The organism is Spirosoma daeguense (assembly GCF_054776875.1).
Genome location: NZ_BAAHBF010000006.1, coordinates 543,255 through 565,904, shown reverse-complemented (window position 1 = coordinate 565,904; position 22,650 = coordinate 543,255). Strand labels below are relative to the sequence as shown.

The window sequence follows — 22,650 nt, the reverse complement described above, 5'->3', positions numbered from 1 at the left end:
GCGGTAAGATAAACGCTTACTGAGCCGCTTTTACTTCCTGCCCATCGCGTATTTCTTCTGTTGCTTTTTTGATGATGGTCATGCCCGGCTGTACATCACCAAAAACTTCAACCAGTGTATCTAGTACGTTCCCTTTCTGAACCGGCACCCACTGCGCCCGATTGTCTTTCACTTTGATCAAAAATACCTTTTCGCTCGAAGCAACCACCGACGTAGTAGGCACAAACATCGTTTTGGTGGTACGTTCGATTGGTAGCAACACTTCTGCATACATACCCGCTTTTAGTTCGTGCGATGCGTTGGGGACGTCGAATTCGGCCATCATCGAGCGGTTTGTTTCCACCAAACTCTGAGCCGAACGAGCCAGCTTGGCGTTGAACTGCCGGTCGGGCATGGCGTTTACTGTGAATGAAACCGAACTTTTATTCGGCAACTGATTGGCGAATGTTTCGGGAATGGCAACCGTCAAACGTAATGTGCGACTGTCTTCGAGCACGAAAAGCGGTTTACCAGACTCTCCCGCACCGACCAACGCACCGGGACTGATGTTACGTTCGATAACAATGCCGTCGAAAGGCGCTGTAATGGTCAGGTATTGGCGAAGCTGCGTTTTTGCCTGAATATTCGACCGAGACGCCTGAACACTTCCCCGCGCCACGGCAACCATAGCGCTGTCGGCCTCCATACGGGCCTGCGCTTGATCGATTTCGTTGGCTGATACCGCTCCTTCAGTTTTTGCGGTCTGTATTAGTCGGTTATAAATCAATCGGCTGGCGCGGGCGCGGGTGCTTTGTTCAACCAAAGTAGCTTCCTGTGCCTGTAATTGTGCCTGCGCCTGACTCAGTTCGGCAATCACTTCGGGGGCATCGAGCCGGGCCAGAACCTGCCCTTTGCGAACCAATGTGCCCCGATCGACAGGAATATCCCGCACGAATCCTTTTACTTTGGCATACATATTCACCCGGTTCCAGGGTTTTAGTTCGCCGGGTAACGTAACGCGTTTGCTTGGCTGGAGCGTTTGAACGGTAGTTGTAACAACCTGTTGTACGTCAGGTTCTTTGCTCTCCGATTTCTTCTCGCTGTTAGCCGATGAGCAGGCATTTAGAGCCGCACCGATAAGGAGCGAAAGGGCAAATCGGAACGCCGAACCGGACTGCTGGAGAGTGGATGATCGAATTATCGTTGGCGAATTCATGTCGTTTTCTGTTTACGAGAGACCGTTGAAGGTTGAATACGAGTGTTTGGGCTGCCTTAAAGGCTGTGGCTTAGTTCGGGTTGTTCCTGATTGAAGAATTTGCTTTCTGGATCTTCCGGGTCGAGCGATACCGATTGGGTGGTGGCTTTAGCCTGAAGCTGGGTAAACACGCAGGGAAGAATCAGCAGAGCGGCCAGCGTTGAAGCAATTAGCCCACCAATAACTGCCTGTCCCAGAGGAGCAATCTGATCACCGCCTTCGCCCATACCGGAAGCCATCGGCACCATTCCGGCAATCATGGCAATACTCGTCATCAGAATTGGACGAATTCGGCTGTTAGCGGCCAGAACGGCGGCTTTGCGGGTATGCTTGATTTCCAGTCGCAAGTTTTCGGCGTTCGTTACCATCAGAATTGCGTTGGCAACCGACACACCGACTGACATAATCAGGCCCATGTACGATTGCAGATTCAACGTAGCACCACAGGCAAGCAACATCAGCAACGCACCAGCTACCACGGCTGGAATGGCCGCCAGAATCACCAGCGATAATTTAAACGACTGATAGTTAGCCGCCAGCAACAGGAAGATAATCACAATAGCCACTATCAAACCAGTTTGTAAACTATTCAGGGTATCGGTCAGAAGGTTGGTTTGGCCGCCCATTTCGACCAATACACCACGTGGAGGCTCACCAGCGTTTTTAATCGCCTGTTCAACAGCTTTTCGGGCCGAACCCAAATCTTTCTTCTGTAAGTTAGCCGTAATCGTTACCAGTCGGTTCGGGCCAGCGCGGTCGTATTCACCGGGAGCGGTGCCTTCCGAGAACGTTGCTACGTCTGACAGCAGTGGCCGCATTTCGCCACTTTTCAGCGGAATATTACCGATATCGCTGGTATTGCTCATCTGGTATTCAGGAATCTGCACCTGCACCTGATAGGCCAGTCCTTTCGATTCATCGAGCCAGAGATTCTTGTCAGTAAACCGACTCGACGACGTAGCCGCCACCATCGAACGTGCTACTTGTGTCGACGTAACACCCAGTTGGCCAGCACGTTCGCGATTCATCGTTACGTTCAGAACCGGGTACGTTAGTGGTTGAGCAATCTGCACATCGCGCAGGAAGTCAATCTTTGTCATCTGTTCCCGAATCTTGTTGGCAAAACGTCCGGCTTCAGTAAGGTCTTTGGCCGCGACCGTTACTTCAATAGGCGTAGATGCGCCCTGACTCATGATTTTCTCGGTCAACTCAATCGGTTCAAACGAAATGCTGGCTGCTGGGAGGGCTTTGGCGATACGTTGCCGAAGATCTTCTTTCAGGTCATCCATTATTACCGGATGTTCTTCATTGAGCGATACTTGCAACACGGCTTCGTGCGGCCCACTGTTGAACACGAAAATGTTGGACGTACCGTAGCTCGATGGCACCGTACCGACGTAAGCCGACGAAATTTCAACATTGTCTTTGCCAACGGTTTTCTTAATGATATCCAGCACTTTCAACGTAGCCATTTCGGTACGTTCTACGCGAGTTCCGTCGGGAATACGCAAACGCATCTGGAACTGGTGACTGTTTCCATGTGGCAAAATATCAGTGCCAATCACCATAAAACACACCACAATAATAGCCAGACTGCCAACCAGATAGCTGGTTACGACAAGCCCCCGACGATTCAGGATTTTTTCGAGCGTGGCTGAATAGCGTTGCTTGAATTTTTCGAACCCTTTTGCATTCGCTTCAGGATGAGCACCATTCGCTTCAATCATGTGCCGTTCAGTAGCATCAAGAGCCAGCGTTGGCGATTCATGTTCGGGATGGCTTTTCAGCAACCAGTTTGCCAGAACGGGAACAAAGGTTTGCGAAAGCAGGAATGACGCAATCATGGCAAAACCGACGGAGAGCGACAGTGGCAGAAACATCGAACGTGGTATGCCACTCATCACGAAGGCGGGCGCAAAAACGGCCAGAATTGCCAGCAGAATCAGAAATTCGGGGAAGACGATTTCCTTACAGGCGTCCCAGATGGCAACGGCTTTCGGTTTTCCCATTTCCAGATGCTGGTGAATGTTTTCAATCGTTACCGTCGCCTGATCGACTAGAATCCCGATAGCCAGCGCCAGCCCCGACAACGTCATGATGTTGATGGTCTGCCCGAACAGGTTGAGCATAATCACTGCCGACAGAATCGAAATCGGAATCGTAAGTACCACAATGATCACACTCCGCCAGTCGCGCAGGAAAAGTAGCACCATCAAACCCGTCAGTACAGCACCCAGAATCCCTTCTGTTACAAGGCTTTTCAGTGCGTTCGTTACGTATACCGACTGATCGAATTCGTACGAGATCTTTACATCTTCGGGCACAGCCGCCTGTAATTCGGGCATTGCTTTTCGGATGTTGTTTACTACGTCGAGCGTCGAGGCATCTGATTTTTTCACCACCGGAATATATACCGCCCGACGACCGTTGACCAGTGCATAACTCACCGTTACGTCGGCACCGTCTTCTACCGTACCCACATCCCGAACAAACACCGTTGGTCCACTGCCGATACGTATCGGAATGTTCAGAAAATCTTCGGGGCGTTTCACCAGCGAGTTTACGGGTGTCATCAGCGTCTTTTCGCCAATACGTATGTTGCCGGCGGGTGATGGCTGATTGTTGGTCGTGATGGCTTTGATAACTTCCTCTGGCGTAAGCTGATAGCTACGTATCAGTTGTGGATTTACCCGAATAACAACTGTCCGTTGGTTACCGCCAAATGGGGGAGGGCTCGATACGCCCGGAATCCGTGAGAACATCGGTCGCACACGTGAGGATGCATAATCCTGAATTTCGTTCAGCGACCGGCTCGGACTTTCGAACACTAATTGCCCCACTGGAACCGAACTGGCATCGAATCGAACAACCTGGGGCGGCACCGTTCCTTCGGGCATGTACGCCTTCGCCCGTGATACGTTGTTGGCAACTTCGGCTGCCGCCTGCGCCATATCGGTGCCCGGATAAAACGACAGTTTAATGAGCGACAAGCCCTGAATCGTTTTTACGTCGATATCGCGAATCCCCGATACGTAAAGGAAGTGATCCTGATAACGGGTAGCAATGAAGCCGTCCATCTGATCGGGAGCCATACCGCCGTACGGCTGTACGACGTAAATCGTGGGAAGATCGAGATTCGGAAAAATATCGACCGGAATGGTGAACAGCGACATCACCGAGAAAAACAGAAGCCCCAAAACCGCAACTACCACCGAAATGGGCTTTCGAAGCGCGGAACGAATGATGTTATACATAGTTTTTTAGTCGATTTGGTAGAGACGTGATACATCGCGTCTCATTGGCGTCAGCAATTTTTATCTACCAAAACCTTCCGGTAGTGAACCATCCGGTTACTGAGACGCAACGTATTGCGTCTCTACAGGGCATTCATGAACAAGGACAAATCACCGTCGGCGGCTGCTTTCAGGAGCAGGAACCGCCACACATTGCTGACGGCTACGTAGCCATCAACTTCGGCACGATTTAACGTAACGACACTTTGCAGAAGCGTTGGCAAATCGGTCAGGCCGCTTTCGTAGCGTGATTTGGCCTGATTGAACGCTTGTCGGGCAGCCCGTAGCTGAATAGGTGCCTGTCGAGCTTGCTCAAGCGCCATATCATACTGTGTATCGGCTTCCTGATACTGGCGATTGATACGTAGTCGCTGCTCGTTCAGAAGTTGCCGCGACCGTTCGACCAGAAATTGATCGGCCTGATAATCGCGATGGCTACGTACCAGATTGGTGATGTTCCAGCGGGCCACTACGCCAAACAGGTAGTTGCCAACCTGATAGCCAAGGCCGTTGAGCTGATTGCTTAGAAATACATCGCCCTGATTTGAAAAGCCAGAGCCACGCGCGTTACCAACACCCACCAGCGAAATGATCGGCATGCCCGACCGTTGGGTTGCCTGACTCCGGGCCGCCGACAGGGTAATCTGCGATTCAAACAAACGTAGCGTTGGGTTCTTTGGCGAAATAGAATCCGACACGAACGTATCGGTCGGAAGATCGGCGTAGAAACGCATGCTATCGACCCGAAGATTGTTCTGAAGTAGACCCGTCAATTCTGACAGACGCAGGCGTTGAACCTGCTCCTGTTGCTGGCTGCTCAGAACGAGTAGTCGTGCGCGAACCGCTTCGGCCGTTGCCAGTGAGCTATCGACGCCCGCCCGCATACCCGACCGAACACCGGCATCGACTACGCGCTTGAACGTTTGCGCCCGTTCCAGATTACTTTGCTGAATCTGAACCAGTTTCTGGTTGATGAGTAAGAGCAGATACGCGTCGATGGTACGTACCTGGTGCTGGAAAATCTCATTTTCGTAATCGACCTGACTACGTTGCAGATCAGCTTTGGCAACACCGATGTTGGCTTTGATACGTCCGAACGTAATGGCGCGCCATTCGATGGAGGCCGTTGTGAAACTACCAAAGCTGGCCTGTGAAATCGCTGTAGCCCGTACACCACCCGATGTGGAGAGGTTGACCGCTTCACTCGGGAAAAACGATCCGTTGAGACTATTGCTGGTCGCGTAATTATACTGGTGTTGAAGATGCGTAATCGGCAGAAACTCGGTCTGGCTAGCGTGAAGTCGGCGTTCGGCGCTGCTTACTTCGGCCTGCTTAGCCTTCAGAAACGGATATTGCCGAACGCTCTGTTCGATGACCTGATTTAGATTCTGCGACTGCCCCCAGGATGAAACCACTACGGCATTGACGCCCAGCGCCAGTAGCCAGGTTCGTTTGGGCAAATGCAATGATCGACTGGTGAAACATTGTCGAAAACAGAAGAAAGGATATTTCATCATGCACAACAACCCAACCGCTCTTTGACGAATGTACGGTTAGGTGTCTGCAAAACACGGAGCCAAATCTGGAAACATTTGGGAAAGTGAATCTTAGGTAGAGGATTTAGTAGCTTTTTCGCTGGTCAGCGAAAGGATTATTCGGGTTACACGTCGATTGCTTCAGGTCGCAGTTCAACAGAATTGTCATTTATGGGAAGCCAGACAATATTTTGAGCTATTGCGAAAGAGAATTTTTGTGTCTATATATTTTATTATGTTTACTTGTGGTATTTTTATCTTATGAGTAAACAGACCAATCAGTATGACAAAATCTTCAAAGAAAATATCGAAGCGGTTATTCCGGGACTTATCAAAAATGTACTCGGGATAATCGTTATCGCCGTAGAGGAGGTTCCCGATGATATTCAACATACGAAGGAGAGAAAGCCTGATGTACTGAAGAAAATCACGAATCAACAGGGCAACACATTTATTTTACAGCTTGAGTTTCAGGTAGCTGATGAATCAGAAATGATCTAGCGGATGGCTGAATATTACATCATGTTGGAACGGAAGTATAAATTACCTGTTGAGCAATATGTAATTTATCTGGGGACGAACAGGCCGCAAATGCCCGTTCAATTAAACAGTAATCGGATGAAGTATTCGTTTCAACTGGTATCCTTTGCCGAGTTAGATTTCCAGATCTTTTTGAATTCGCTCCGGCCAGAAGAAGTGGTTTTGGGGGTGCTAGCTAATTTTAGAGACATTGCTCCAGAAAGGGCGTTGCAGCAAACTATTCAACGTATTGAAGAAACGGCTGAAGGCGATTTCTCGTTAAGAAAATATTTCAGGCAGTTGCGTGTGTTGGCGCAGTTGCGTAATTTAGGTAACAATCTGAAAGACATAGCTATGGACAGCATTGCCAAGTTTGTAAGTATTGAGAATGATGCCGCCTATATGGTTGGTTTCGATAAAGGGGAAGAAAAAGGGGAGGCAAAAGTAGTAGCCAGTCTTTTACAAAAGCTGAATTATAGTATCGAACAAATTGCTGATATCGCTGGTGTTTCGGTTGATTTTGTGAAAAATGTGAAGCAGAAACTCTCTGCCGATAAATAATTTCGCTTTGCTAAGCGGCTTGTTTGATTAGCTCAAAGCGAGTCGCCAGTCCACTCGCACACTCCCAAGAGAATGCGTACAGATACGTACCGACTGGCAACCTCGGCAACATAATGGTTGCTTCCGATTTGCTTAACCGAGACTCGTTCAATCGGTAGTTGAGCGGTAGAGTGTAGTTCGTATACTGGTTAATGAACCGAGTCGTTTGAACACCGTGTAATATTACGTTTTCGGGTGAAAAAACAGCCTTTAAACAGACCAAAAAGAATCTGTGCCTAACTTGCGCTCCAATACAAATTGTTACATAAATGAGCGCATTGGCAATTGCACAGGAGTATTACGGCTATTTTAATCAGAAAAACTGGCAGGGCATGCTGAGTTTGCTTCACCCTGACGTTCGCCATGAATCTAATCAGGGCGAAGTACGTATTGGCCTCGAAAAGTTTACGGAATTTCTTCAACGCATGGACGAAGCGTATGAAGAAACACTGACCGAGATGGTGTTTTTGGGCGAACCGTCTGACTCACGCGTTGCGGTTGAGTTTGTTGTAAATGGCGTCTACAAAAAGGCGGAAGAAGGGTTTCCACCAGCTCATAATCAGACGTATGTTCTGCCGGCAGCTGCTTTTCTGGCTATCACAGACGGAAAGATTTCTCGCGTTACTACGTATTACAACCTGCCACTCTGGATTGAGCTGGTCTCGAAATAATTAATGAATTCATTATCGTTTAGCCGGAAGCAGGGGAGTGCTATTGCTGATGTATTCGATGAATTAGCTGCGTTGAGAATTACCGTTTTTCGCGATTATCCGTATCTCTACGAAGGATCGACGGACTACGAAAAAGCGTATTTGCAGACCTACGTTCGTTCTGATCGGGCATTGTTGTTCGCTGTTTACGACAATGATCAGATGGTTGGTGCCACTACGTGCATTCCGCTGGTAGACGAAACGGCCGAACTACGTAAACCATTCGAAAACGCTACGTTCGATCTGGAACGTATCTTTTACTTTGGCGAAAGTATTCTGTTGGCACCCTATCGTGGCCTGGGAATTGGACATCGTTTTTTCGACGAACGAGAGGCACATGCGCGTAGTTTTGGTACGTTCGATACTACCTGTTTCTGTGCTGTCGACCGGGGCGATAATCATCCGGCCAAACCCGCAGATTATCGCCCAAATGATACGTTCTGGCTCAAGCGAGGGTACGAAAAAATACCTTCGCTGCAAAGCTCGCTCGAATGGCCTGATCTGGGTGAAACAGAATCAACGCCTAAGCCTATGATTTACTGGATGCGGTCATTTGACTAGGATTGAGTATTCCTTTGACGATAGTATATTAGAACGTTTAAAGAGTTCTGAACCCGTATTCCATGAAACTCCTGCCCATTTACCAAACTCTTGCTGAAAATGAGCTTTTTCAGAATCTACCTGATCTAGAAATTGCATTGCCGATGACGATAGAGTTCTACACAAAAATCGGATATACACTACCCTGGATTGGCTACGTAGCACAGCTTGATGATACGTTGGTGGGAAGTGCCGCTTTTAAAGGTAAACCCAAGGATGGGCGGGTCGAAATTGCGTACGGAGTTTTTCCTCAGTTTCAGCAAAAAGGTATTGGGTCGCAGATTTGCCGGGCTTTAGTATCGGTGGCGCTACAAACTGACCCGACCGTTACAATTACCGCCCGAACGTTGCCTGAGGCCAACTATTCTACGCGCATTCTGGAGAAAAATAACTTCGTGCATCTTGGTACTATTTGGGACGAAGAAGATGGCGACGTTTGGGAATGGGAATATCGTGGTGAACGTAGCTAGGACAGAAAATTCGTATATTTGACCTATACGTGAATAATGTATGGATACGGTAGCTTTAAAGAAAGAAATTAACCAGATTGTAGAGCATCTTCCTGATAGCCTGTTGATTGAACTTCTAGGTCATTTACGTGAAGTTGACAAATCTTCAAGCTCTGCCCAGCAGCGTGCACAATATCTTCGGAAAATCCTTCAGGAAGATCGACAACTGCTTGAGAAGCTGGCAAAATGATAACACTAGAAGAAGTCCTTGCTATTCATCAGGTATTGATTGAGGAATTTGGAGGAGCTAGTGGTGTGAGAGATGAAACAATTTTGCTATCGGCTTTGCAGAGGCCATATAGCGGGTTTGGAGCGGTTGAGTTTTATCCTGAAATTGGGCAGAAAGCAGCTGCTATTCTGGAAAGTATTGTTACCGGCCATCCGTTTGTTGATGGAAATAAGCGGACAGGATACGTGTTGATGCGGTTACTTCTGTTGGAGCAGGGAAAAGATATTCTGGCTGGCCAGAATGAAAAGTACACCTTCGTGATCGACGTAGCCACAGGAGTATTAAGTTTTGAGCAGATTGTTAATTGGGTAAAACAGAATACGGGTTAGCACGGATATAATCTACCTTTCTCTCAAATACGATGACGCAATCACCAAAACTCCTCAAAGCAATGGATTGGACGGTTCATACACTCCGGTTCTGTCAACAACATTTTCTGTTCATCTTCAGCCTGGGGCTAATTGCCGCATTTGGACGAGCTATTCAGCTAAGAGCGTTCGGCCCTGTGAGTCAAACGGCGCACGTATCACTCGAAATTGTGATTGAATCCGCACGTATCCTGATTTTTCTGTATGCGCTGGGATTTACTAACGTTAGAAAAGGCGTAGGTCGGTTAGTAGAGTTCGTTACCAATAAACAGAAACGTAGTAAAAACTGGCATCTGGCTCTGCAAACCTTACGGACGAAATGGGGCGCTTTGTTGCTTAATTTTCTGGTTTTTTCGGTAATCGCTCTGCTGTTCAACGTGCTGATTAATCACATTGCCTACGAAACCTGTCTCTACATTACGTTAAAAGCTCGCCAGCTTATTTCAGATCAGGCGTCAGAATGGGCTATCATTCTGTTTTTTAAGAATATATCGGTAATTCCGTTTACGTTGATTTTTAACGCGCTGTTCTTCCTCTGGCTGGTCAATCGGTTGCCGAAAACGGCTTCGTAACAATAATTTCTATTGCATCCTGAACAATACACGCGCTTTCCTTATTCAGTATAGTGTATTCAGGATGCAACAGAAAGATGACTATAGAACTTTATTCGGCTCCAGTGGCCGATTCTGCGGACGTTGTTGATTCGCCAATTTCGAATATCACAGGCGAATTGCCCGATCAGGAACCCGAACTTAATGCCGACAATCTACTAGGTAGTTTCGACACGCGAGACGAAGCATTAGCTTTTATAGAAAGCGGTTTGTTGGTTGAAAATCAAAAAGTTGCCGATACTGAGATACGTCCATTTGATCCCTACACACATGTCGAATTGCTGACCGTAACGCTTCAGCAGGAAGACCATTCTACAACAACTCGCCAATATTATCTAGTCAACGACGAAGGGTATTAACTCGTTATTTACGCGCTACCTGCGCCCGAATCCGGCTAAGCGATGGGCCTTTGATGCCCAAATATGATGAAATATGCCCCAACGAAACCCGGTTCAGCAAATCCGGGAAATTGTTCAGCAAATCAACGTAGCGTTCTTCGGCACTTTGCATCAGTAAACTTTCGGCCCGCATCTGGTTGATCATAAAATATTGCTCAGCCAGTAGTCGGCCAAACCGTTCCCAACCGTGCGACTGTGTGTATAGTTGTTGAATCCGGTCGTAGTCAATGACCAGCAATTCAGCATCTTCCAGCGCTTCAATTAGATAAGGACAAGTTGTTTGGGCCAATAACCCTTTTAACGAGGTCAGAAATGCATGTTCGGGAATGAAGTAAAGATTATGCTCAAGGTCTGTCTTCGGATCTACGTAATATACCCGAAACAAGCCTCTCAACGAAAAGCCAATCTGTCGGCAAACCGAGTTCTGGAAATTAAACAAATCATGTTTAGCAATTCGTCGGACGTACCAGAACTCGTCGGCGAGTTGAATATCATCTTCCGATAATTGAGCAAATTCCCGCAGGTGCTTGTGTAACGTAGCGCGATTATCCATTCTCTTTTTTTCTACGTGTATCGCTTTTTAACATAGGTGAAAAAATGGCCGAAAATGGGCGTATACCTTTGTTGCAACAAAAACGAATTGCATACAAAACTAAATCATACGCTCATGAAAATTACTCGGAATGCTTCAGCAAATTGGGCCGGAACCGGCAAAGATGGTAAAGGAACATTGACAACCGCCAGCACGGTTCTGAATCAGACACAATATTCGTTCAACACTCGTTTTGCCGATGGTATCGGTACGAACCCCGAAGAATTAATAGCGGCCGCTCACGCAGGTTGTTTCGCCATGCAACTGGCGTTCAATATTCAGCAGGCAGGTTTTGCGGCTGATTCATTGGATGTGAAATGTGCGGTTACGCTGGAAGATAGTGGCATTACCAGTTCTAAACTGACCCTTACAGCCAGTGTGCCGGGTTTAGATAAAGCTAAGTTCGATGAATTGGTCGATCATGCCGAGCATAACTGCCCGATTTCGAAACTGTTCAATACAACGATTAGCGTAGATGCTACGTTGGTATAGAAGCAACTTCCCAATTACTGACGGGCGGATGAGCGATAAACTCATCCGCCCGTTTTTTATAAATGGTTTATGGATGAAGTTGCTGGGCGCTTGCCTGATGATACGCCTGAATGCTACGTGACACCATTGCGCTCATCAGGAGTAGTGAAATAAACAGGCTAACCAAAAGAATATTCTTGAATTTCATTGTAGCGATTGTTTACTGTTGCAGGGTGATACAAAGTTGCTACGTTACTGACCACGTTCCTATTATAAATTGATAAGGCGTCAGTTTTAGCGGATAAACTGTATAAAAAGGCCGATAAGTCGCAGGCCGATTTTGGATGAAAAAATTAGCTTCTAAAAAAAGTGAAGATTTTTCTTGACTCTACCCTTACGTCATAGTCTACTTTTGGTTTGTCAATCAGCAAAACGAGTAAACAATGGGACAATATTCGGTCAATAATCTGGCAAAACTAGCGGGTGTGAGTGTGCGCACGCTCCATCATTACGACCGGCTGGGCCTGTTAAAACCATCCATACGTACCGAGGCCAGGTACCGACTGTATGGCGAAAACGAGTTGCTTCGGTTACAGCAGATTCTGTTTTTCAAGGAACTGGATTTTTCGCTGGCCGAGATTCTCGCAATCATGAACGACCCAAATTTTAACCTGTTAACGGCGCTTGAAAGCCATAAACAGGCGCTAAAAGCCCGACGTGACCGATTGGCTACGTTGCTCACCACGATTGACAAAACAATTTCATCGCTAAAAGGAGAAAATGTCATGTTAACCAACGAAGAACTATACGAGGGTTTCCCGAAAGGTCAGGAGTACCGGGCAGAAGCCGTTGAAAAATACGGAGAGAAAATTATTGAAGACAGCGAAGCGAAGCTGCGGAGTATGGGTAAAGCGGGTTTCGAGCAATTGAAAGCCGACCAACTGGATATTGCCCAAAAGCTGGCCAGTCTGGTAAATGAAGATCCAGCGAGCAACGTAGTACAACAGCAGATTGCACGTCACTATGTCAACATTCGCGGATTCTGGGGCGAAGAAGCCTGCCAGTCGAAAGATATGGCGGAAGCCTATAAAGGACTGGCTCAGCTTTACGTCGACGATCCCCGATTCACGAGTCAGAACGGCCAGCCGAACCCCGCTTACGCTACTTTCCTGCAACAGGCAATGGTATATTTTGCTGATACACAGCTTACGTAGAGACGCGATACGTTGCGTCTCATAACCGGATGGTGTTGTAAATGTAAATTGATTGTATATGTAAAAAATTGCAGCCGCGTAGAGACACGACATGTCGTGTCTCTACGTTTCATTTCCAGAATCTTTCCAACATTGGCATATACCTTCGTCATTCCAATGAGCACACAACGTAATGAAAGTACTGGTCGTTGAAGACGAACTTGGGCTGGCTGAGAGCATCACCGAGTATATGGAAAAAGATGGCTACATCTGCGAAACGGTTGCTACCTTCCGCGACGCCGAAGAAAAGATTCATCTCTATACCTACGATTGCGTTATTGTTGATCTGACCCTGCCCGACGGTAACGGTTTTCAGATCATCGAAATGCTCAAACAAATCATTGCCACTACGGGAGTAATTATTATTTCGGCACGTAACGCGTTGGAAGACAAATTGAAAGGGTTGGAAATTGGTTCTGACGATTACCTGACCAAACCGTTTCATTTGTCGGAACTGAACGCGCGGGTAAAGTCGCTGCTACGTCGTCGGCAGTTTGGCGGGCATACCGAAATTCGGTTTCAGGAAATTAACGTAGTGCCGCACACCCGCAAGGTTTTTGTGAACGGCCAGCTCACTACGTTATCGCGCAAAGAGTATGATTTGCTGCTGTATTTTCTGTCGAATGTAGACGTAGCATTGACCAAAGCCTCGATTGCCGAACACCTTTGGGGCGACAACATTGACTCGGCCGATTCGTTCGATATGGTCTATTCGCATATTAAAAATTTACGTCGGAAATTGCTCGAAAAAGGAGCCGCCGACTACGTTCAGTCCATTTACGGCATTGGCTATAAATTCAGTCAGCCTTGAAACTACTCGCCAAAACCAACCGCATTTACCTATCCTTTTCGCTGGTAATTTACCTGCTTACGGCACTGGTATTTTATCAGATTATCCGGCTATTAATTTACGATGAAGTTGAAAGCCGACTACGTATTGAACGGCGTGATTTTGAAACCTACGTGCGCGCGCACAACACCTGGACCGATAGTCCTTACTTTATCGAGAACAAAATAGAAGTTGTGCCTGTACCGAAACGCGCGTCTTACGGCGAAACCTTTATCGATACGTTGATCAAGAATCGCTATGATCTTGAGTTGATTCCGTTTCGGCAATTAACATTTTATGAACCAATTCAGGGCAAGATGCATCGGGTTTCGATTCGAAAATCGCTGATTCAGACGTATCGACTGATTGAAGTGGTGACGGCGACGATGCTGGTTTTTCTGGGACTTTTACTGCTTGGTACGTTCTGGTTTCAACGCCGATTGTCGGGGCGAATCTGGCAGCCGTTTTACGATACGCTATCACGTATTAAACGATTCGACCTCAGCCACGATACGTCGCTGGAACTGCAAACATCGGAAATAACAGAGTTTACTGAACTAAACGACGTATTGCAGAAAATGGCGGCCAAAATGCAGCAGGATTACCGAAGCCTAAAAGAGTTTACAGAAAATGCTTCCCACGAAATGCAGACACCGCTGGCGTTGATCAACGCGAAAGTGGAACAACTTATACAGACGGAGCAACTGGCTGAAAATCAGACTAATTGGATTGAAACCATTTATCAGGCATCCCGACGTATCTCGCGTCTAAATCAGGGATTATTGCTGCTGGCAAAGATTGAAAATCGGCAGTTCAACGAGAGCCATCCCGTTGATCTAGCCAACTTGCTTTGCGAAAAACTGAACGATATGGATGAGGTGCTTACGTTTAAAGAATTATCGGTAAAAGTTGACCTGATGGCTCCGTTCGAGGTGCAATTGCCAACGGCGCTGGCCGAAAGTCTGGTAACGAATCTGGTGAATAACGCCATCAAGCACAACCAGCCAAATGGACGTATCGAGCTTCAATCAACGGCTAACGAACTTTGTCTTAGCAACACGGGTGGTAAGCTCACTTCAGAACCCGAACGGCTATTCGAACGATTCAAAAAGGAAAGCACCGGCCCCGATTCGGTTGGATTAGGATTGTCTATTATCCGGCAAATATGCGACAGTTACGGACTACATATTGCCTATCAGGAAACGGACGGAATTCATCAGTTCTGCATCACCCGGCAACTAACGTAACATATCGATTAATCGGGTTGCGTAGGAAGTCTTTCTGAATCACCAAGCCGTTTCAGCCGGTAAATTACCCCAATCACTACGTTATACTTGCCACTTGCCGACTGGGGTTTGAAGATGCCACTTTCAAAAACAGCCGGGTTGTAATTGGTCTGATTCACCATACCTAATTGTAGAATCAGGTGCTTGTCGAACTGATAACCAACGCCCGCATATAGGCGATTCCGTTCAAAAACGGGACCAATCGGATTTAGGAAAATCTCGTCGTAGGCCGACAGAAAGAACGTTTTATCCGTAATCGTTCGGTTATTGATTGGGATAAACATATTCAGCCGGTAACGAATCCGATTCCGAAACTGGTCGGCTCCATCGCGAAAGGTAAACCACCGTTGTTCAATCCGATAGCGATGCTCAAATTTCAGACGAGACAGATATTGGTTGATCGTCAATTGCTGCCAGAGTCGTTTTTCGGTGTTAAGTGGCCCCGTCGATAAATCCAGAAAGTCATACGTAGCATAACGCCCACCGGCCAACATCAGCGAGAAATTCTGATCGAGGTCGTAGCTGACACCACCTTTCAGCTCGTTGTAGAAAAACTGACGCATAAAATCGTTACCCCTCGCCTGAATTTCAGCAAAGCCGCCCCATTTTTTTTCACCAGGTGGTAAAACCAACGTACCGATAAACCAGGTACCAACGGGCGTTGCAGGTGTGATAGATGTTTGGGCGAATGTGAAGTTGGTCAGGCGAAGAAACAGACTGGCTGTCAGGAGGCAAGCTAAGCGAAATCGGCTCACGGCTACGCGTTGTTACAGTAATTATTAGGTATAAATACGGACAAAATTAGTGACTGTTAATCAGATATGAATCCATATGTTCTCTTGTTAACAATTTGATAATGTAAGGTGTTTAACGCCGGTGATACGTAGTAAGGAAATGAACCGATCCGTAAATATAGAGTAGAAATTAATCGGCCATCGTTTTAAAACGATACGTAGTGGACCACAACCTAGTGTGGAAAAGTGCCGTGTAAATAGCTTATGAAACATTATATAAAAGCCGGACTCGTTATGTCGGCACTTCTGGTGGGTTTTTCGAAGGGATTTGGCCAGCAAAGCGAACCCGCCATCATTGATTCGGCAAATATTGTGGTAAAGGGGGCGACTCCTCAAAAAATTTCGAGCCAGTTTACGTTTACCGAAGGCCCGGCGGTTGCCAAGAATGGCGATGTTTATTTCACCGATCAACCCAACGATAAAATCTGGAAATTCGGCACCGACGGAAATATTTCGCTTTTCATGGATAAAACTGGTCGGTCAAATGGCCTTTATTTCGATAAGAAAGGCAACATCATTTCCTGCGCCGACGAGAAAGATGAGCTGTGGTCGATCAGCCCCGATAAAAAGGTAACCGTGCTGATGACTGATTATCAGGGCCAACGGTATAATGGCCCGAACGATTTATGGCTCGATTCGAAAGGAGGAATTTACTTCACCGACCCATATTACCAACGCGATTACTGGGAGCGAAAAAAGCCGGATATGGAAGGGCAAAAAGTTTATTACCTACCGAAAGGGAAAAAAGAAGCTATCATTATGGACGACGATTTGAAACAGCCCAACGGCATTGTGGGTACGCCCGATGGCAAATACCTCTACGTAGCCGATATCAGGGATAGTAAAACCTATAAGTACGAAATTGCCAGCGATGGCCGATTAACGAACCGACAATTGTTTGTTTCGCAGGGTTCCGATGGCATGACGCTCGACAGTCAGGGAAATCTTTATCTGACTGGAAAAGGCATTACTGTTTACAATCCGACTGGTAAAAAAGTGGCCTTTATTCCGATTCCATCACGCTGGGCAGCGAACCTTTGCTTCGGCGGAAAAGATCGTAAAACCTTGTTTATCACTGCTACTGAGTCTGTTTATACCTTGCCTATGCAAGTGAAAGGCGTTGAGTAGTTAGAACGTAGTGAATGCTACGTAGAAAAGGGGTTGCTACGTTACTAGTCGAACGTAACGGTATTACGTCGGTAATCGATTGACATTTTACCGAATTTTGATAGGGCTGACTGGCCTAGTAAGAGCGGTGCTTTGGCGCTATTCACTACGTTAGCATTCACATTTTCCAAAACACGGTCGCCGATACGTACCGATTTGAGTCGGATAATTGACCCCGGCGAAATATCGCCATTAGCATCCTGAAATTTTGATTTACCAACAATATCGTCTTCGCTGATAACACCCTGCTTAAACATAAATTCAGCTTCAGTCGCCGAAATTGAAATTAAGCTGGCCCCTGTATCCAGAATGAATTTTAACGGTAATCCGTTGATTTCTACGGTTATTTTATAGACGCCATGCTCTTTTTCCATCGCAACCTCCGTGGGGCCATCACCAATTTGGGTCAAGGTTGGCTTCGGGGTAGCTGTGTCTTTTTGAATTTTTTCGGTGGTTGGTTCCGCAACTTTAGCGCTACGTTTGTTTCGGCGGGGCTGGTGGCTGCCTGAGCGCGAACAGCCCGAGCATCCAGTCAGGTAAAACGTTGTCCATACCAACAGCAGAAACACGGCGATTCGGCCAATAAATTGGGAGTTCAGTTTGGGTTTCATCAGGTTGGGCCAGCATAACTGGATTTTCAAAACGGTTTTCCGACGGCACAGAATGCCCTATCAAGTAAACGGAAAAACGGACGTTTTACGCATATTTTCTTACCGCGATACTTCTGAAAACTGCATTGTAGATTTCTATTCGTAGCGAATCAACGCTTTTGTTTTCACGCGCCAGACACCATTTTCCAGCACGGCTTCACCATCGCGACGCATGACGATACGAGTATGAGCCGATGAATAACTGTTTTCGCTGTCACAGGCAGGTTCAATCATGTAATTCCGATACGTTAGAAAACGCGCTACCCGACCCGGATCGGCTTCGAATCGGAACGTAGCAACCGACGGATTGCTGGCATTTACACTGAACCGATAGGCTGATTCGGGTGAAAGCGTTTCTGCTTTTTGGGAAACATCGAATTGGCCACTAGGGTCGGGTGGGGGACAATAAAAGACCTCCGAGCGGGCCATTGATGGCATTGGCTCCATAGGTGGAAGTGGCGAAATTGGTTCCTGTACCTGAATAGAAGCCGGTTTGCTGACCAATGCCGATTCGAGCGTAGATTCGTCGTAACGAGGTCTGGGTGTAGGTCGTGATGAGGCCGCAACTTGTTGTTTCAACTGTCGGATTGCTTCTATAGGATTTGGGCCAAGTTCGGCTAAAATTTCATCATAGGCGCGGGTTTTTAGATCATGACCACCCGACGATTGCGGTTGTCGTGGCTCGTTAGGTTTGCTACGTCGCGCATGATCTAAATCGCGGCTAAGTTCACTGTTGGCATTTTTAAGCCGGTCTATTTCGGCCTTGGCTGCCCGGTAAAGTAATAGATATACGCCCGCAGCACCTACTACAAGCCCTGCAATCACGCTGAGTATCATCATCCAGAGTTGATTATCCTGTTTGTCTTTTTGTGCCCGTTCTAACTGACTTAACTTCAGCGCAGTTGGGTCTATTCCGCTTCCTTGGTCGGTTATTGAGTCGGATTCTGCTGAGGTATTTTCGGTAACAGGAGCGGGTTCCACAGCCGCCGGAGCAGGCGGAAGCATCCGGTCAATTTTAGCTATTATCTGTGCCTGTACGGCGGGAGACAATGGGCCTGCGTAATTTTTGTTGGATTTATGCTGGGCATAAAATTGGGCCAGTTGTTTGCGAATGGCGGCATTGGCTTCTGCAGGCGACATGCGCAAAAAAGGTGCAACGTCCTTTAACTCGCTTAATTCCTGCATCGTTGCCCCCACAGCATCCCAGCTTCCCACAGTTCGGATAACATTTTGTGGGTCGCAGCCATCGCCACAATCCAGCAGCATACCGTAGATTTCCTGTGCTTTAGGTTGATTAATCCGGGAGAACACCGCTACGGCTACGTCCTTTGTCAACGTATCGACTGCCGCCTGATTGGCGTTCTGAGCAAAAGCTAGTGCTGGCAATACAACCAGTGCCACTAAGCCTGAAAGGGTTTTCTTCAGCATAAAGAAGTTTAGGTAGGCAGTACGTAACGTTCCTGGTTTGGATTGAGAAACGTTACGTACTAGTTCATGCAAAGGTTTCGTTATGCCAGCGCATTCGCCAATTTGTTGATCGCTCCAATAAGCGGGTAGAAAAACAAGGTTTCTTCAATGGGCGCACTCAATGCATCGGTCATACCGCTGTACTCGGCGGCAATATCACTTTCGCGTCGTTGAATACCATCCATGAGCGACGTATCCAGATGAGTACGTAACTCTTGTTGGGCAACGGCCAACGAACGGGCCGATACGTTCAAATTGCGGACAAAGCTGAACTGCTGGTTGAGGGCAAAGAAGAAATCAATAAATGCATTGGTTTCTTTGAGCAGCGAGTCAATCACTTCTGGCTTCCGCAAATCAGCGTAGGTCAGATTCGGGAATTCATTGCTGAACGTAGCGGGGTAAACAAAATTAATCGCTTCGGTATCAACCGGACGGCTGTTGGCGGGCTGCATCAATGCGCCTTTACAGGTCACTTCTTTTGGCCCTTTACGTTCGTAGAAGAGCGTTAAGCCGCTGGCATCGTAGGTTTGCTCGTATACTTTCTCGAAAATCACCCGCGCTAGTTTTCCCAACATCTGATCGTCGGAACTGATAATGGTCAGCACTTTCGAACCCGTTCCGCTGAACGTAATGGCACCGGGTAGACCAATGCCTTTATGCTTCATCAACTGAGCAATGTGGTAAAGCTGGGCGGTGAAAAACAGGACAAATACCACTTTCAGGTCTTCATCTTTTGCCAGCATTCCGTTGAACGACAGCATGTTCTTCGCCTTAACGTCGTTACTTTTCTCAATCGAGAACCAGAACGCCATAATGTCTTCCGAACGGTTCGTGTCGAGCATTCGCCGATTGTTGTCGCTCAGATTGCCCAGACTCTGGCTTTCGAGCAGCGTCTGAATCTTGTCGGCGTATTTGCGAACGAAACCGTTGTGGCTGGCTGCGCCGTATTCACTGAACGCATCGCCGTAAATGGCATTTCCGGCAAACCGGAACGACGTCAGCAGTTTCGGTTCATTACGTTCGTAAACCACAACGTCCGACGTACCACCGCCAATATCGACGTTGATAACTGGCCGGGCCGATGCGCTTAGCGTTGGGTTTTGCTTGTAGTAATAGAACGGGGCTACCGATTCCGAAACCTCGCGCAAACGACCTGCCGAGCCGCCAATGTAACGGTCATACAACTCCTGCCAGTCGGTACGTAGCTGGCTTACCCGACCGGGCGTCATACTGGCAGGGTAGAACCAGTAAACAGTTGTCTGGGCCAGATTTCCACCTTCGGTCAGAACCTTGTTTTTTATAAGCATCAGCAGTTCTTCCAGGAAAGCCTCAACACGACGTTCGGTCTGGTCGCTGGTCTTGGCCCATTTCAGGTTGGTAGTGATTCGGTTAGAACCTGCCGGTTGTCGCTCTACGTAGAACGGAATGTTGAAATCGGCCAGCGCCTGCGTTTGCTGGTTGAAACTCAGATTGAGTGGTTCGGCAATGGCAGTACGTGTTGGGAAATTGTCGGGTTTGCCGGGGCCAATTGTTGGTGGTACGAACTCCAGATCGTAGAGCAAAAACAACTCGAACAGCGCCGGATTATATTGCGACGGAGCTACCAACGTAGCAACTTGGGGAGTTAACTCGGCTACGTCGAAAGGACGCGGAGCACCGTTATCGACCTTATATTCAACGTGGGTATTGGTAGTGCCAAAGTCGACTGAGAATTCAAATTGTTTGCTGCCTCCGTTATATAATTGCCAGCGCGGAATCAGGATGCCGTGCATTTCCCGACCATCGCCCCGAATGTTAGTTTGCAGGTAATCGAATTCTTCGCGCAGTACGTAGTAAACGCTCGAACCATCGGTATTTTGCTGACGAACAGTGCGTTGGTGTTTCGATTCGACCTCAACCTCGGCATTATCCTTTTGCCCAAAATACGTTAGTTCGTATTGGTTCTGGCTGTCGAAACCAGATTCAATAAGCTGCACTCGATAATCGGCAGGAACCGTTACCGATCCCGACCGAACAAACGGATAAATATTTACCGTGAACGAATTTTCGACAATGATACCCTCGTTGTTAATTTCGTTGGGTGCTGCTCCCGCCGTGGAACTGTACAGACGTTCGAACGTAACGAATTGATTACCAGGCTGGCCGGGTGCCGTCACCGGAATGTCGAGTGTTACGTTAATACCACCCGCCTGTGGAACCATCTTCACCCGAACACGTCCCTGCAAGAGATCATCCACATCGAAGAAGTCGAAGAAATCTTTTTTGAGGGGCAGTAAAAAGCCTTTGTCACTGGCTGGAGTCTGCAAATTTCCGTCGAAGAAACGGCCCCGGTCGGTGGGGAAGGGGAGACGGATCAGATACGGTTCCAGAAAATCAGAAACGGTTAGCCACGGATAGTTGCCCGGCTGCCCCGGCAATGGCCGCTGATTCTCGCGCCACGATTCGCGAACGTAGTACGGAACGGCTGTATTCGAATTCCATTGCGCCTGTGGTACGTAGGTAAACTGCCGGAAAAACCGATTCTGCAATGCCATCGGACGCGGCATACTCGGATTCAGCCGTGCGTATTTGTCCGACTTGATAATGAAATCGCTGACCTGCCCAATGGCGCGTGAATCGGACTTTTTCTTACGTAGCGGAAAGCCCAATACCTCCACAATATCGCCCGGCCCAGTGGTCAGCTCTTCAAAATCCTGCTGAAATTTTTCCTGTGTCAGCAACGGCTGCCCATTCTGCGACTGAATGTGTTCGTAGAACAGGGTTGAGTTGGTTTGCTGCAAAAGCGCCAGGTTCCGATTGAGGTAATCATCTACCTCGCGGAATCGCTCGCGGAAGTTGGGCATAAACTGCTTGATGGAGTACCAGAATTTCTGGTATTCAATGTCGCGCTTGTATAAGGGGTTTACCGACGAATCGAACAGGCGGTCGTTACCCATCGATACGTCAACCCAGCTTAGGTCATTCCCAGAACTGAAAAACAACGTTTTCGGCGATGTTCCACCCACAACCCGTCCCCGATAGTTCAGTACGAACAACCGGTTGATATCGCCAAAATTGTATTCGGGTGCATCCTGATCCAGAAACAGCTTCAATGCATCGCCCAGTCGCCGATGGCCCTGATTCATGGATTGACGTAGCCGGTCGAGGTCGGTACGTATATCGAAGGGCGTAATGACAATGAATGTCTTAAGCTTATCGTAGTTGAAAAAAAGCTCACCCACGTCAAGCGCATCCGAAACGATACGTTGATCGTTTACGGAACCGTTCAGATCAGGACGTAGCGCCAGATTGAGGAAGGCCGAACGCACTAAATCCATTCGGGCAAACGGGCTCGGAATAGACGTCGGCTGTTTTACCGTCTGGCCACCCTGTGGATCACGGATGGCCGCAATCTGGTCGGTGCCGAAGGGTTTACTAACGTACCAGTGCAGACCCGGTACGGGGTTATGTAGGCTGAATGTTGTTGGCATCTTTTTTAGCTTCTGGTGTCGGGTTATCAAAACCGGCACTGGAGGATTTCACAAAATCGTTGAAC

The 22,650-nt window shown here is 47.7% G+C and carries 22 protein-coding genes; 14 read left to right on the top strand and 8 right to left on the bottom strand.

Annotation, left to right across the window (positions count from 1 at the left end; all coding sequences use genetic code 11):
- Positions 1–16 precede the first annotated feature (16 nt).
- The 3 genes from ACYVD4_RS21590 to ACYVD4_RS21580 form a co-directional block, all read right to left on the bottom strand.
- Complete coding sequence (locus ACYVD4_RS21590; protein ID WP_460949274.1) at positions 17–1,195, bottom strand: efflux RND transporter periplasmic adaptor subunit; 1,179 nt, start codon at positions 1,193–1,195, stop codon at positions 17–19.
- 56 nt (positions 1,196–1,251) lie between these two features.
- Positions 1,252–4,488, bottom strand: a complete 3,237-nt coding sequence (locus ACYVD4_RS21585; RefSeq protein WP_460949272.1) for an efflux RND transporter permease subunit — start codon at positions 4,486–4,488, stop codon at positions 1,252–1,254.
- 122 nt (positions 4,489–4,610) lie between these two features.
- Positions 4,611–5,987 (bottom strand): TolC family protein, encoded by a 1,377-nt coding sequence (locus ACYVD4_RS21580; RefSeq protein WP_460949270.1) that lies wholly within the window; start codon positions 5,985–5,987, stop codon positions 4,611–4,613.
- 336 nt (positions 5,988–6,323) lie between these two features.
- On the opposite strand from ACYVD4_RS21580, the gene ACYVD4_RS21575 reads away from it, so the two are divergent.
- The 9 genes from ACYVD4_RS21575 to ACYVD4_RS21535 all read left to right on the top strand — a co-directional run bounded on the left by ACYVD4_RS21575 (position 6,324) and on the right by ACYVD4_RS21535 (position 10,567).
- Positions 6,324–6,563 carry a hypothetical protein gene (locus ACYVD4_RS21575; protein WP_460949268.1) on the top strand — a complete coding sequence of 80 codons (240 nt, stop codon included), beginning with the start codon at positions 6,324–6,326 and terminating at the stop codon, positions 6,561–6,563.
- Positions 6,564–6,680: 117 nt separating this feature from the next.
- Positions 6,681–7,142 (top strand): hypothetical protein, encoded by a 462-nt coding sequence (locus tag ACYVD4_RS21570; protein ID WP_460949266.1) that lies wholly within the window; start codon positions 6,681–6,683, stop codon positions 7,140–7,142.
- A 308-nt stretch (positions 7,143–7,450) separates the two neighbouring features.
- Complete coding sequence (locus tag ACYVD4_RS21565; RefSeq protein WP_460949264.1) at positions 7,451–7,852, top strand: nuclear transport factor 2 family protein; 402 nt, start codon at positions 7,451–7,453, stop codon at positions 7,850–7,852.
- Between the two features lie 3 nt (positions 7,853–7,855).
- The gene (locus ACYVD4_RS21560) at positions 7,856–8,452 is read left to right on the top strand and encodes a GNAT family N-acetyltransferase (RefSeq protein WP_460949262.1); all 597 of its coding nucleotides are present in this window, start codon (positions 7,856–7,858) and stop codon (positions 8,450–8,452) included.
- Positions 8,453–8,514: 62 nt separating this feature from the next.
- Entirely contained in the window at positions 8,515–8,961 is a 447-nt protein-coding gene (locus ACYVD4_RS21555) for a GNAT family N-acetyltransferase (protein ID WP_460949261.1), read from the top strand.
- Positions 8,962–9,001: 40 nt separating this feature from the next.
- A complete protein-coding gene (locus tag ACYVD4_RS21550; RefSeq protein ID WP_460949259.1) occupies positions 9,002–9,190 on the top strand; it encodes a hypothetical protein in 189 nt (62 codons plus the stop codon).
- On the top strand, positions 9,187–9,558 hold the full coding sequence (locus ACYVD4_RS21545) for a type II toxin-antitoxin system death-on-curing family toxin (RefSeq protein WP_460949257.1): 372 nt from the start codon (positions 9,187–9,189) through the stop codon (positions 9,556–9,558). The genes ACYVD4_RS21550 and ACYVD4_RS21545 overlap by 4 nt, the downstream gene beginning before the upstream one ends.
- Positions 9,559–9,590: 32 nt before the next feature.
- The gene (locus tag ACYVD4_RS21540; protein ID WP_460949256.1) at positions 9,591–10,169 is read left to right on the top strand and encodes a hypothetical protein; all 579 of its coding nucleotides are present in this window, start codon (positions 9,591–9,593) and stop codon (positions 10,167–10,169) included.
- Between the two features lie 77 nt (positions 10,170–10,246).
- Positions 10,247–10,567, top strand: a complete 321-nt coding sequence (locus ACYVD4_RS21535; RefSeq protein WP_460949254.1) for a hypothetical protein — start codon at positions 10,247–10,249, stop codon at positions 10,565–10,567.
- Between the two features lie 4 nt (positions 10,568–10,571).
- Here the strand turns inward: ACYVD4_RS21535 and ACYVD4_RS21530 are convergent, their stop codons facing one another.
- On the bottom strand, positions 10,572–11,159 hold the full coding sequence (locus ACYVD4_RS21530) for a Crp/Fnr family transcriptional regulator (RefSeq protein ID WP_460949253.1): 588 nt from the start codon (positions 11,157–11,159) through the stop codon (positions 10,572–10,574).
- A 114-nt stretch (positions 11,160–11,273) separates the two neighbouring features.
- Here ACYVD4_RS21530 and ACYVD4_RS21525 point away from each other — a divergent pair, with 114 nt between their 5' ends.
- From ACYVD4_RS21525 to ACYVD4_RS21510, 4 genes are all read left to right on the top strand, one after another.
- Positions 11,274–11,690, top strand: a complete 417-nt coding sequence (locus tag ACYVD4_RS21525; RefSeq protein ID WP_460949252.1) for an OsmC family protein — start codon at positions 11,274–11,276, stop codon at positions 11,688–11,690.
- 422 nt (positions 11,691–12,112) lie between these two features.
- The gene (locus tag ACYVD4_RS21520; protein WP_460949250.1) at positions 12,113–12,883 is read left to right on the top strand and encodes a MerR family transcriptional regulator; all 771 of its coding nucleotides are present in this window, start codon (positions 12,113–12,115) and stop codon (positions 12,881–12,883) included.
- A 172-nt stretch (positions 12,884–13,055) separates the two neighbouring features.
- Positions 13,056–13,733 (top strand): response regulator transcription factor, encoded by a 678-nt coding sequence (locus ACYVD4_RS21515; protein ID WP_460949249.1) that lies wholly within the window; start codon positions 13,056–13,058, stop codon positions 13,731–13,733.
- Positions 13,730–14,998, top strand: coding sequence for a sensor histidine kinase (locus tag ACYVD4_RS21510; RefSeq protein WP_460949247.1), 1,269 nt, complete (start codon positions 13,730–13,732; stop codon positions 14,996–14,998). The genes ACYVD4_RS21515 and ACYVD4_RS21510 overlap by 4 nt, the downstream gene beginning before the upstream one ends.
- An 8-nt stretch (positions 14,999–15,006) precedes the next feature.
- Here ACYVD4_RS21510 and ACYVD4_RS21505 read toward each other — a convergent pair whose 3' ends face one another.
- Positions 15,007–15,792, bottom strand: a complete 786-nt coding sequence (locus ACYVD4_RS21505; protein ID WP_460949246.1) for a DUF2490 domain-containing protein — start codon at positions 15,790–15,792, stop codon at positions 15,007–15,009.
- 243 nt (positions 15,793–16,035) lie between these two features.
- Between ACYVD4_RS21505 and ACYVD4_RS21500 the strand changes: the two genes are divergently transcribed.
- Positions 16,036–16,959, top strand: coding sequence for an SMP-30/gluconolactonase/LRE family protein (locus tag ACYVD4_RS21500; protein ID WP_460949244.1), 924 nt, complete (start codon positions 16,036–16,038; stop codon positions 16,957–16,959).
- Positions 16,960–17,003: 44 nt separating this feature from the next.
- Here the strand turns inward: ACYVD4_RS21500 and ACYVD4_RS21495 are convergent, their stop codons facing one another.
- From ACYVD4_RS21495 to ACYVD4_RS21485, 3 genes are all read right to left on the bottom strand, one after another.
- The gene (locus ACYVD4_RS21495) at positions 17,004–17,609 is read right to left on the bottom strand and encodes a retropepsin-like aspartic protease family protein (protein ID WP_460949242.1); all 606 of its coding nucleotides are present in this window, start codon (positions 17,607–17,609) and stop codon (positions 17,004–17,006) included.
- A 135-nt stretch (positions 17,610–17,744) separates the two neighbouring features.
- Positions 17,745–19,076: a hypothetical protein gene (locus ACYVD4_RS21490; RefSeq protein WP_460949240.1), complete on the bottom strand. Its 1,332-nt coding sequence runs from the start codon at positions 19,074–19,076 to the stop codon at positions 17,745–17,747.
- 80 nt (positions 19,077–19,156) lie between these two features.
- The gene (locus tag ACYVD4_RS21485) at positions 19,157–22,585 is read right to left on the bottom strand and encodes a hypothetical protein (RefSeq protein WP_460949238.1); all 3,429 of its coding nucleotides are present in this window, start codon (positions 22,583–22,585) and stop codon (positions 19,157–19,159) included.
- Between the last annotated feature and the right edge of the window lie 65 nt (positions 22,586–22,650).